This is a genomic window from Sinomonas mesophila (assembly GCF_001999765.1).
GTDB classification, from domain to species: Bacteria; Actinomycetota; Actinomycetes; order Actinomycetales; family Micrococcaceae; genus Sinomonas; species Sinomonas mesophila.
Genome location: NZ_KV908327.1, coordinates 163,631 through 175,048 on the forward strand (window position 1 = coordinate 163,631; position 11,418 = coordinate 175,048).

Sequence of the window (11,418 nt, forward strand, 5' to 3'; positions counted from 1 at the left end):
CTGGGTGGCTGAGCAGAACGCGGCGCCGCAGGGCGAGGGCGGAGCGAGCTCCGCGACCAACGTGGGCGCTCTCTGGGGCGGGCGCTTCGCCGGCGGCCCGGCGGACGCGCTCGCCGCGCTGAGCAAGTCCACGCACTTCGACTGGCGGCTGGCCCGGTATGACATCGCCGGCTCGCGCGCCCACGCCCGGGTCCTGCACCGCGCGGGCCTGCTCGACGACGGCGAGCTCGCCGGGATGCTTGACGCGCTCGACCGCCTCGACGCGGACGTCGCCTCCGGCGCGTACACCGCGGCGGAGTCGGACGAGGACGTGCACGGCTCGCTCGAGCGCGGCCTCATCGAGCGCGCCGGCGCCCACCTCGGCGGCAAGCTCCGCGCCGGCCGCTCGCGCAACGACCAGGTCGCGACCCTCGGGCGGATGTTCCTCCGCGACCACGCGCGGCTCATCGCCCGCGGCGTCCTGGACACGGTCGACGCGCTCGTGGCCCAGGCCGAGGCCCACCCGGGCGCGGCGATGCCCGGCCGGACGCACCTCCAGCACGCCCAGCCTGTCCTGCTCAGCCACCACCTCCTGGCCCATGCGTGGGCCCTGCTCCGCGACGTCCAGCGCCTCGCGGACTGGGACAGGCGAGCGGCCGTGTCCCCGTACGGTTCGGGCGCGCTCGCGGGCTCGTCCCTCGGGCTCGACCCCGAGGCCGTCGCCGCGGACCTCGGCTTCGACTCGGCCGTGCACAACTCGATTGACGGCACCGCCTCGCGCGACGTCTTCGCCGAGTTCGCGTGGGTCGCCGCGATGATCGGCGTCGACCTCTCCCGCATCTCGGAGGAGGTCATCCTCTGGGCCACGAAGGAGTTCTCCTTCGTCACGCTCGACGACGCCTACTCGACGGGGTCCTCGATCATGCCGCAGAAGAAGAACCCGGACGTCGCCGAGCTCGCGCGCGGCAAGGCCGGACGGCTCATCGGCGACCTGGCCGGCCTCCTGGCCACGCTCAAGGGCCTGCCGCTCGCCTACAACCGCGACCTGCAGGAGGACAAGGAGCCCGTGTTCGACGCCGCGGACACCCTCGAGCTCCTGCTGCCCGCGGTCTCGGGCATGGTCGCGACGCTCACGTTCAACACCGAGCGGATGGCCGCCCTCGCGCCGCAGGGCTTCGCGCTCGCGACCGACATCGCCGAATGGCTCGTCCGCCAGGGCGTGCCGTTCCGCGAGGCCCACGAGCTCTCCGGCGCCGCCGTGAAGCAGGCCGAGTCGCGCGGCGTCGAGCTGTGGGACCTCACGGACGAGGAGTACGGGGCGATCAGCCCGGCCCTGACCCCGGAGGTCCGCTCGGTGCTGAGCACCGAGGGCTCGCTCGCGAGCCGCAGCGCGCAGGGCGGCACCGCCCCCGAGGCCGTGGCCCGCCAGCTCGCGGCACTCAAGGAGCAGCTCGCCGACGCGCGGTCTTTCGCGGGGTAGCACGCCCGTCGCATCATCGAGGGGTGGGGTCGCGCAGACTCATGCTCGTCGTGGCCCATCCCGACGACGACGCCCTCGGCATCGCCGGCTCGATCGCCCTCCACGGCGACGAGCCGGCGTTCCGCTTCGTGCTCATCCACGCGACCGACGGCGCCGCGGGCCAGATCGCCCCTGAGGTGGATGCGACCCCCGCGACCCTCGGCGAGGTGCGCCGCGGCGAGGACGAGCGCGCGTGGCGCGCCCACGGGCGGATCCCGGACCGGCACGAGTGGCTCGGGTACGAGGACGGGTTCCTCGCCGAGGCGGACTTCGAGGCCCTCACCGCGCGAATCCGGGACCTCATGGTCCAGGAGCGGCCCGACGTCGTGTGCACGTTCGGTCCGGACGGCGTCACGGGGCACCCGGACCACATCACGGTCGGCCGGGCCACGGACGAGGCCTTCCTGTCCCTCGCGGGCGACGGCGGGCCTGGCCTGCGCCGGCTCCTGCACGCCGTCATGAAGCAGTCCACGTGGGGCGTCATCAACCGGGCCAGGGTCCGGGATGGCCTGCCGCCCTGGGACCCGACGCAGATCTACCACTGGCGCGGTGTCCCCGATGAGCTCGTGGACATCCGCGTCGACACGCACCTGGTCGCCGACCGCGTCGTCGACGGCATCGCCGAGCACCGCAGCCAGCGGCTCTCGCTCTTCGAGCACCCGGCGACCCGGCTCACGTGGCGCTCGGCGGCCTCCCGGGAGCACTTCGTCCAGGTCTGGCCCGCTCGCGTGCCCGGCCAGCGACGGCTCGCCGACATCTTCGAGGGCCTCTAGCCCTGACCGGAACCCTCATCGCCGGCGACGATCCGCACCGTCCCGGCGGCGCCGTCGACCTCCACGCGGTCGCCGGTGCGGATCCTTTCGGTCGCTCCGGGCACGCCGACGACGGCGGGGATGCCGTACTCGCGCGCGACGACGGCGCCGTGCGAGTTGGCCCCGCCCATCTCCATGACGAGCGCGCCCGCCGTGACGAACAGCGGCGTCCAGCCCGGGTCGGTCGACGGCGCGACGAGTACCTCGCCGGGCGCGAGCGAGGCCGCCGTCGGGTCCAGCACCACGCGCGCCGGGGCCGTCACGGTCCCCGCCGACGCCGGCACGCCGGTCAGGGTGCCAGCGTCTGTGTCGTGCCCTGGCGCGCCTGCGGCGGCCTCGGGCGCGGAAGCCGCCTCGGGCTCGGTCCCGTCGGAGAGCAGGACGCGCGGGATGTGCCGGCGGCGCAACTCGCGCGCGTAGTCCGCCCGCCGGTCGGCGACGAGCCCGCGCAGCCGAGCGCCGTCGTCGCTCTCGCTCCCGCCGGTGCCGGGCCGGGAACCGCGGCCCGCCGCAGCGACCTCGAGGGCCGAGCTGGCCTCGGCGAAGTCGAGGAAGAACACGTCGCCGGGGTCGTCGAGGACTCCCGCGTCGGCGAGGTGGCGTCCGACCGAGACCAGCTCCGTGCGTGCGGCGTCGAAGACCCGCACGAGGAAGAACTTGGGCTGCTCCCTGAGCCCGGCCAGGGCCCGCGCCCGGGCGAGGAGGCGGGCGACGGCGGCCCCGCGGAACCGGCCCCGATCCCTCGCCCGGGCGGCGAGCGAGCGGGCGGCGTCCTCGCCCGCGCGCGCGGCAGCTGAGAACGACCCCGCGTCGGGGTCGCCGAGCATCATCGCCGAGACCATCGACAGGACCGGCGCGGGGTCCTCCCGCCAGCGCGGCATCCCGACGTCGATCTCCGCCACCGCCCGGTGACCGTACCGCTGCAGGAACTCCCTGAGCCCCTCGGCGAGGACCGCCGGGAGCGTCCCGTCCCCGAGCCGTGCCGCCAGCTCCGTCCCCTCCCGGCCCGCGAGCCCGGCCGCGGCCTCGGGAGCCTCGTGGCGGATGCGCCCGGCGAGGGCGCGCAGCTCCTCGTCCATCTGCGTCGTGGGGTTGTTCGGCAGGCCGCGCAGCACGCCCTGCAGCTCGCCCGGACGCGCGATCCCGCGCAGCAGGACGGAGGCGATCCGTGCGCACATGAACCCGGCCGCCGCGACGGGCAGGGTCGCGGGGACGATCGGGAACGCCTCCCGCGCGAGCAGGTCCCGCGCGCGGTCCAGGCGCGCCGCCGGCCCGCCCGTGCCCGGGGCGAGTTTCCGCTCGAGCGCAGTGCCGAAGCGGCGCACGCCGGCCAGGCCCGCGCGGGGCCGGGCGAGGGCGCGCACGAGCGTCTCGGGGACGCGGTTGCGGGCAGCGATGGGCGCGACCCGCCGCAGGAGGGGGAGCGCAGTGCGGATGTCGAGCGGGAAGCGGGGGTCATCGGCGAGTCGGCGCAGGATGCCGGCGGACCGGGCCTCCATGACGCCGAGGAAGCGCGGGGCGAGCCAGCGGCCCACGCGGCTGCGCAGCACCGTGGTCACGTCGATGAACAGCCTGCCCCCGGCGGCTTGGACGACCGGCGGCCCGGACGCGGCGTCCGACGGCGGGAAGCCGGCCTGGGCGGCGATGCTGCCCGCCACCGTCCTGAGCGCCGCGACCCCCATCGGCGTGAGCGGACGCGTGAGCCCCTGGGCGAGGGAGAAGCAGAACCACGCACGCACGCCGCCCGCCTCCGGCGCGGCGGGGCGCTCGGGGACGGGGTGAAGCGTCGTGATGGGCCTCGTCTGGGTGAGCCACAGCCGCCCGTCGGCACCGAGCGCCCACTCGGCGTCCTGCGGGGCGCCGAAGTGCGCCTCGAGCCGCCGGCCCAGCGCGGCGAGCGCCGCGACGTCCCCGGCGCCGAGGCTCAGCGCGCTCGGGTCCCCGGCCGGGGCGACGCGCTCAGTGCCGCCACCGGCGACCGGACGTACGGCCAGCCCCTTCGCGCCCGCCCGGCTCTCGAGCAGCCGCCCCGTCCCCGCCTCGGCGACGAATCGGTCCGGGTCCACGGCGCCCGAGACGACCGACTCGCCCAGGCCGGGGCTCGCGTCGATGACCATGCGCGTCCGGCTCCCGGCCACGGGGTCGGCGGTGAACAGGACCCCGGCCACCGCGGCATCCACGAGCGGCTGGACGACGACGGCGAGCGCCGCCTCGGAGCCGGGGTAGCCCGTCGCGCGCCGGTAGGCGACCGCACGGTCGGTCCACAGCGACGCCCAGCAGCGGCGCACCGCGTCGAGGACAGCGTCGGCACCGACGACGTTGAGGAAGGTCTCCTGCTGGCCCGCGAAGCTGGCCCCTGGAAGGTCCTCCGCCGTTGCCGAGGAGCGCACGGCCACGGCGACCGGGGCACCTGCGGGGCCGTCGGCGGGGGAGAGGCCCCGCGAGAGGCCCTCGTACGCGGCGCGGACGGCGGCCTCCAGCTCGGGGGCCAGGCCGACGTCGGCGAGCCGCTCGCGGAGGCGCGCCGCGAGCTCCAGCCGGCGCCCGCCGTCCTCCTCGGCGTCCACGGCCTCGGCCAGGCCGCGCGCCTCTGCCCGGTCCAGCGCCTCGCGGTACGCGGACGCGAGGATGCAGAAGCCGTCGGGGACCTCGAAGCCGGCCGCGAGCATCTCGCCGAGGTTCGCGGCCTTGCCGCCGGCCTCGTCCACCATGCCTGCCCGCAGCGCCTCGAGGGGGACGACCACCGGGCGCGTGCGGGCCTCGCCGCCGTGCACGGCCTCAGGATAGACCCGGTGCCCGCGGGTGTCGCGGCCCGGCGGTACGCTGGCCCCATGGACACCACGACCCCTGACAACGACAGCCTGCTGGCCGGGATCGAGAGCGCCGCCGCCGGGTTCCGCGAGGAGCTCGAGGTCCTCACCGACGCCTCCGTGGGCCGCAGCTCGCTCCTGCCCGACTGGACGCGGGGGCACGTCCTCGCGCACGTCGCGGGCGTGTGCGACGGGATGGCGCGCCAGCTCGAGTACGCCGGGCGCGGCGAGCGGATCGAGCTCTACGACGGAGGTCAGGAGGGCCGCAACCGGGCCATCGAGGAGGGCGCCGGGGCGAGCGCCGACGAGCACCGGGAGCGCGTCGGGGCCGCGCTCGACCGCGCCCTCGCGGCCTTCCGCCGGCTCGACGGGGACGCGTGGCAGCGCCCGATCTCCTACCGCGACGGCGTCGTGCGCGACGGCGGCCTGGCCCTCTGGCGCGAGCTCGTGATCCACCGCTCCGACCTCGGCACGGGTGCGACGCAGCACGGCTGGGACGAGGGCTTCTGCGAGCACGTCCTCGGCTTCCTGGCCCCCCGCGTGCCCGAGGGCATGGCCTTCCGGCTGCACGCCGAGGGCCGGGACGCCGTCGTCCTCGGCGGCGGGGCCGAGACCGTGGACGTCTACGGCCGGCTCGGGGACCTGGCCGCGTGGCTCGCCGGGCGGCCCGTCGACCACGCCGCGGTGCGCGCCGAGCGCGGCGGCGAGGCCGTGTCCCTGCCCGAGATCGGCCCCTGGCCCTCGCCCGCCGCGGCCAAGTAGGGGCCGCGTGGGCAGCGCGAGCCCGGGCGCGCCGGACCTCGTCCGCTGGCTCACCCGGGACCCGGTCGTGGTCGCCCCGGAGCTGCTCGGCGCCGTCCTGACGCACACGACGCCGGAGGGCGCCGTGTCCGTCCGGCTCACCGAGGTCGAGGCGTACCGCGGGCACCGCGACTCCGAGCACCCGGACCCGGGCTCGCACTCCTACAACGGGCGCACGCCGCGCAACGAGGTCATGTGGGGGCCCGCCGGCCACCTGTACGTCTACTTCACCTACGGGATGCACTTCTGCGCGAACGTCGTGTGCGGCCCGGCCGGCACGTCCTCGGGGTGCCTCCTGCGCGCGGGCGAGATCATGGGCGGGGCCGAGCTCGCGCGCAGCCGGCGGCCGTCGGCCCGGCGCGACGTCGAGCTGGCCAGCGGGCCCGCGCGCCTCGCGCAGGCGCTCGGGATCGGCCGCGGGCACAACGGCGCCGCGCTCGACGGCGGGGAGTTCCGGCTCGAGCGCCCGGCCCGCCCAGCCGCCGGGGTGCTGAGCGGGCCGCGCGTCGGCGTGGCGGGGGAGGGCGGGACGCACGACTATCCGTGGCGGTTCTGGCTCCCGGGCGAGGCCACCGTCTCCCCGTACCGGGCCGCCGTGCCCCGGGCGCGGGGTGCGCGCGGCGCCGTCGGCCCCTGACGCGCACGCCCTCGCCCGCTGCGTGCGCTCACGCCGCATCGAGCGGCGCCTCCCCCCGGGGCTCGAGCCGGGCCAGGAGCCGGGAGCGGACGGCGGGCCACTCGTCGTCGAGGACCGAGAACACGGCCGTGTCGATGCGCCCGCCCTCGTGGTCGGGGCGGTGGGCGCGCAGGGTGCCCTCGTACACCGCGCCCAGCCGCGCGAGCGCGTGGGCGCTGCGCAGGTTGCGCGTGTCGACCCTGAACGCGACCCGTGCCAGGCCGAGGCCCTCGAAGGCATGGCCGAGGAGCAGGAGCTTGGAGGCGGCGTTCGCCCCCGAGCCCCAGAACCGGCGCGCGAAGAACGTCCCGCCGATCTCGGCCCGGCCCTGCGCGAGGTCAAGCTCGAGAAGGCACGTCGCGCCCGCGAGGGCACCCGTGGACTCGTCCGCGACCGCGAACGGCAGGGCGCGGGGATCCTCGAGCCGCATGCAGAAGAGGCCCGCGAGCTCCTCGGTGCTCTCTGGGCGCGGGACGGCCATGCCCGCCCACAGCCCGGGGTCGATCGCGTCGAACAGGTGCTCCGCGTGCAGCGGGGCGAGCGGGAGCAGACGGACGCCGTGGGAGGCGAACGTGAGCGCGTGATGCATGCGGACAGTGAAGCACCCGGAGGGCAGGTCGGTAAGGCCGTCGGGGCGGATGTGGACATGAACTTTCGGTGACGCGCAGGCGACGACGGTGCCGCGCCCGCCACGGCACGGCTGGGGCCGCCGTCCGCCGTCGGATGCCCCTCCCGCGGCCCCCGTGGAGGGCAGTACACGCGCCCACGGCGGATTTCACGCGAGTTAACGTGGATCGCTGTAAAATGGACGGTCCGGCTTTTCATTAAGGGGAAACGCACAGATGCTCGACGCCGATCTGGCCCACGAACGGGACTACGTCCGGGGCCTCTACACCCGCCTCGACGAGCTGCGCGAGGAGAAGCGCCGCCAGCTCGATGCAGTGCGCCGGGCGGGCGCGGTCGGTTCGATGCAGAACGTCTCCGAGAGGGACGCCTTCGCCGCGATGTACGAGGACCGCCTCGCGCAGCTCGACGCCGTCGAGGACCGCCTCGTGTTCGGCCGGCTGGACCTCGACAGCGGCGACGAGCAGTACATCGGCAGGATCGGCCTGAGCACCGACGACCTGCGCCGGCTCATGGTCGACTGGCGCGCCCCCGAGGCAAGCCACTTCTACCAGGCCACTGCGTTCGACCGCCAGGGCGTGCGCCGACGCCGCCACCTCATCCTCCAGGGCCGCGACGTCAAGGCCATCGAGGACGACGTGCTCGACCCCGAGCTGCTCGACGGCTCGACCCACCACGAGGGCGAGGGCGCGCTGCTCGCGGCCCTGAACTCGAAGCGCACGGGCCACATGGCGGACATTGTCAGCACGATCCAGGCCGAGCAGGACCGCATCATCCGCGCGCCCATGCCCGGCGCGCTCGTCGTCCAGGGCGGTCCGGGCACCGGCAAGACCGCCGTCGCGCTCCACCGCGCCGCCTACCTCCTCTACTCCCACCGCGAGCGGCTCAAGTCCGCGGGCGTGCTCCTGGTCGGCCCGTCGTCGTCGTTCATGAAGTACATCGAGCGCGTCCTGCCGTCCCTGGGCGAGACCGGCGTCGTCATGTCGAGCCTCGGCCGGCTCATGCCGGGGATCGCGGCCGTCCCGGAGGAGGAGGCGCGCACTGCCGCTCTCAAGGGCTCGGCGAGGATGGTCGAGGTCGTCGCGGCCGCCGTCGCGAACCGCCAGCGCGTGCCGGCGGGGGACCGGATCCTCGACGTCGAGGGCTACAAGCTCCTGCTCACGCCGCGGCAGGTCCGCCGGGCGAGGGACAAGGCGCGGGCGACGGGCAAGCCGTACAACGAGGCCCGCAACACATTCGTCAAGATCCTCCTGCGCGAACTCACCGAGCAGCTGCAGTCCAAGGTCGAGGCGAGCAGCGTGGGCAACAACGCCGACCGTTCGTACCTCGCCGAGGACGTCCGCCAGTCCCGCGACGTGCGGGTCGCCGTCAACCTCTGCTGGATGCCGATGACGCCGGAGAAGCTCATCTCCGAGCTGTTCAGCAAGCGCAGCATCCTCGACGCCGTCGCCGCGGACCTCACAGGGGCCGAGCGCGAGCTGCTCCACCGCCCCGCGGACGCCCCGTGGACCGAGGCGGACGTGCCCCTGCTCGACGAGGCCGCCGAGCTGCTGGGCGAGCTCGACGCGACGACAGGCCACGAGGCCGCCCGCCGCGAGGCCGAGCGGCGCCGCGACCTCGAGAACGCGCAGCAGGCGCTGCGGAACGTCGACGGCGCGCTGCGCGAGCAGGGGCTCGACGGCGTCGTCCAGGCCGAGGACCTCGCGGACTTCCAGCAGGGCGGCGAGACCCGGCTCACCGCGGCCGAGCGCGCGGTCGGGGACCGCACCTGGGCATACGGGCACATCATCGTGGACGAGGCGCAGGAGCTCTCGCACATGCAGTGGCGCCTGCTCGTGCGCCGCTGCCCGCTCAAGTCCTTCACGATCGTCGGCGACATCGCCCAGACCTCGGCCGCGGCCGGGGCGTCGTCGTGGCACCGCGCCCTCGATCCGTTCTTCGGGGAGCGCTGGGCGCTCGAGGAGCTCACAGTCAACTACCGCACCCCGAGCCAGATCGCCGAGGCGGCCACACGCATGGCCGCCGCCGCGGGGCTCGTCGTGTCTGCGCCGAAGGCCGTCCGGGAGGGCCGCTGGGAGCCGATCGTCGACAGCGTCGCCCAGGGCGGCGTCGTCGATCGCCTCGCCGAGGTGCTCCCCGAGGAACTGGCCGCGGCCGACGGCGGGCTCCTCGCCGTGATTGCCGGGGAGGGGCTCCTCGACGAGGCACGGGATGCCCTCCGTGCCCGGTACGGGAACCGCGTCGGTGGCGGCGCGGGCAGCTTCGAGCAGGACATCGTCGTGATCGATCCCCGCGAGGCCAAGGGCCTCGAGTTCGACGCGGTCGTGGTCCTCGAGCCGGCTGCCCTCCTCGACGATGTGCACGGCAAGGTCGGCGACCTCTATGTCGCGATGACGCGCCCCACGCAGCGGCTGCGCCTCATCGCCTCGCGCGTGGTCCCGGCCGGCATCGAGGCCTGAGAACTGGCTGATACCGTAGAAGCCGTGCCGCAGACAGTACTCGAATCGCAGAAGAACGACCCGAGCTTCGCCAACATCTGGCAGGAGCTCAAGTGGCGTGGCCTCGTCCACGTCTCCACCGATGAGGCGGAGCTCGAGAAGCTCCTCGCCGGCGATCCGATCACGTACTATTGCGGCTTCGACCCGACGGCGCCGAGCCTGCATCTGGGCAACCTCGTCCAGCTCCTCGTCCTGCGCCGGCTCCAGCTCGCGGGGCACAAGCCGCTCGGGCTCGTCGGCGGCTCCACGGGCCTCATCGGCGACCCGCGGCCGACGGCGGAGCGCATGCTCAACACGAAGGACACGGTCGCCGAGTGGGTCGGCTACCTCCAGGCCCAGGTGCGCCGCTTCCTCTCCTTCGAGGGGGAGAGCGCGGCCCGGATGGTCAACAACCTCGACTGGACCGCGCCGCTGACGGCGATCGACTTCCTGCGCGAGATCGGCAAGCACTTCCGGGTCGGGACCATGATGCGCAAGGACGCGGTTGCGTCGCGCCTGAACTCGGACGAGGGCATCTCCTACACCGAGTTCAGCTACCAGATCCTCCAGGGCATGGACTACCTCGAGCTGTACCGCCACTACGGCTGCGTGCTTCAGACCGGCGGCTCGGACCAGTGGGGCAACCTCACGAGCGGGACCGAGCTCATCCGCAAGGTCGAGGGCAAGACCGTGCACGCCCTGGGCACGCCGCTCATCACCAACGCGGATGGGACGAAGTTCGGCAAGAGCGAGGGCAACGCCATCTGGCTCGACGCCTCGATGTGCTCGCCCTACACCTTCTACCAGTTCTGGCTCAACACCCAGGACGCCGACGTCGTCGACCGGCTCAAGGTCTTCACCTTCCTGACGCGGGCCGAGATCGAGGAGCTCGAGGCTGCCGTCGCTGAGCGCCCGTTCGCCCGCGAGGCGCAGCGCCGGCTCGCGTTCGAGGTGACCTCGCTCGTACACGGCGTCGCGGCGACCGAGAAGGTCATCGCCGCCTCGGCCGCGCTCTTCGGCAACGGGGACCTCGGCGTCCTCGACGAGGGCACGCTCTCGGCAGCCACCGCTCAGCTCACGACGGCGGCGGTGACGCCCGAGCAGCTCGGGATCGTCGAGCTGCTGGTCGCCACCGGCCTCGCGGAGAGCAAGTCGGCGGCCCGCCGGACCGTGGGCGAGGGCGGAGCCTACGTGAACAACGCCAAGATCACCGACCCGGACGCGTCGGTGGCCGCGGAGGACGCGCTGCACGGGAAGTACTTCCTCGTGCGCCGGGGCAAGAAGAGCCTCGCGACCGCGATCCTCACGGACTGAGCACCAGGTCTCGGCCCGGGCCCCGCACCCAGAGGGTGCGGGGCCCGAGCCTCTTGACGGAACGGGACCGCGCCAGGCGACACGCCCGGGCATCCAGTCCGCTTGCGCGGGGGATGACAGAGGAGTACTATAGTCCGAGTCGCCGAAGGAGAGCGGAGGCGACAAACCCCTGAATCCGATTCGAGAATTACTCGGACTGTTCGGCTTGCCCGAACATCCGGTAAACGTTCCGGAGGATGAGGAAAATAACCGGATTTGCTTCCGGAACAGCGGTCGGATAAAGTAAACGACCGAAGCGGCGGGGAAATAACCGGTAAACACCGGCGAAACACCCGGATCGCGACTGTTGTTTGAGAACTCAATAGTGTGCCAAGTTCGTTGATGCCATTTTTTTGGTATTGATTGC

Annotated in this window: 8 protein-coding genes; 6 read left to right on the forward strand and 2 right to left on the reverse strand. The window is 74.1% G+C overall.

Annotation, left to right across the window (positions count from 1 at the left end; translation table 11 throughout):
• Positions 1 to 4 precede the first annotated feature (4 nt).
• Complete coding sequence (gene argH, locus BV907_RS08320) at positions 5 to 1,459, forward strand: argininosuccinate lyase (protein WP_077489251.1); 1,455 nt, start codon at positions 5 to 7, stop codon at positions 1,457 to 1,459.
• A 23-nt stretch (positions 1,460 to 1,482) separates the two neighbouring features.
• Positions 1,483 to 2,271 (forward strand): PIG-L deacetylase family protein, encoded by a 789-nt coding sequence (locus tag BV907_RS08325; RefSeq protein ID WP_139346668.1) that lies wholly within the window; start codon positions 1,483 to 1,485, stop codon positions 2,269 to 2,271.
• Here the strand turns inward: BV907_RS08325 and BV907_RS08330 are convergent.
• On the reverse strand, positions 2,268 to 5,084 hold the full coding sequence (locus BV907_RS08330) for a PEP/pyruvate-binding domain-containing protein (protein WP_245827855.1): 2,817 nt from the start codon (positions 5,082 to 5,084) through the stop codon (positions 2,268 to 2,270). The genes BV907_RS08325 and BV907_RS08330 overlap by 4 nt on opposite strands.
• A gap of 57 nt (positions 5,085 to 5,141) precedes the next feature.
• Between BV907_RS08330 and BV907_RS08335 the strand changes: the two genes are divergently transcribed.
• Together BV907_RS08335 and BV907_RS08340 are read left to right on the forward strand one after the other, a co-directional pair.
• Positions 5,142 to 5,882, forward strand: coding sequence for a maleylpyruvate isomerase family mycothiol-dependent enzyme (locus BV907_RS08335; protein WP_077489279.1), 741 nt, complete (start codon positions 5,142 to 5,144; stop codon positions 5,880 to 5,882).
• Between the two features lie 7 nt (positions 5,883 to 5,889).
• Complete coding sequence (locus BV907_RS08340; RefSeq protein WP_077489253.1) at positions 5,890 to 6,558, forward strand: DNA-3-methyladenine glycosylase; 669 nt, start codon at positions 5,890 to 5,892, stop codon at positions 6,556 to 6,558.
• A 28-nt stretch (positions 6,559 to 6,586) separates the two neighbouring features.
• Here the strand turns inward: BV907_RS08340 and BV907_RS08345 are convergent, their stop codons facing one another.
• Positions 6,587 to 7,186 (reverse strand): GNAT family N-acetyltransferase, encoded by a 600-nt coding sequence (locus BV907_RS08345; RefSeq protein WP_077489254.1) that lies wholly within the window; start codon positions 7,184 to 7,186, stop codon positions 6,587 to 6,589.
• 253 nt (positions 7,187 to 7,439) lie between these two features.
• Here BV907_RS08345 and BV907_RS08350 point away from each other — a divergent pair, with 253 nt between their 5' ends.
• A complete protein-coding gene (locus BV907_RS08350) occupies positions 7,440 to 9,680 on the forward strand; it encodes a HelD family protein (RefSeq protein ID WP_077489255.1) in 2,241 nt (746 codons plus the stop codon).
• Positions 9,681 to 9,704: 24 nt separating this feature from the next.
• Positions 9,705 to 11,012, forward strand: coding sequence for a tyrosine--tRNA ligase (tyrS, locus tag BV907_RS08355; protein ID WP_077489256.1), 1,308 nt, complete (start codon positions 9,705 to 9,707; stop codon positions 11,010 to 11,012).
• Positions 11,013 to 11,418 lie beyond the last annotated feature (406 nt).

What these genes read in the sequence shown, in the direction of transcription:
- BV907_RS08335 (WP_077489279.1), top strand. Translation starts at nt 5,142, where the DNA reads ATGGACACCACGACCCCTGACAACGACAGCCTGCTGGCCGGGATCGAG.
- BV907_RS08345 (WP_077489254.1), bottom strand. Translation starts at nt 7,186, where the DNA reads ATGCATCACGCGCTCACGTTCGCCTCCCACGGCGTCCGTCTGCTCCCG.
- BV907_RS08350 (WP_077489255.1), top strand. Translation starts at nt 7,440, where the DNA reads ATGCTCGACGCCGATCTGGCCCACGAACGGGACTACGTCCGGGGCCTC.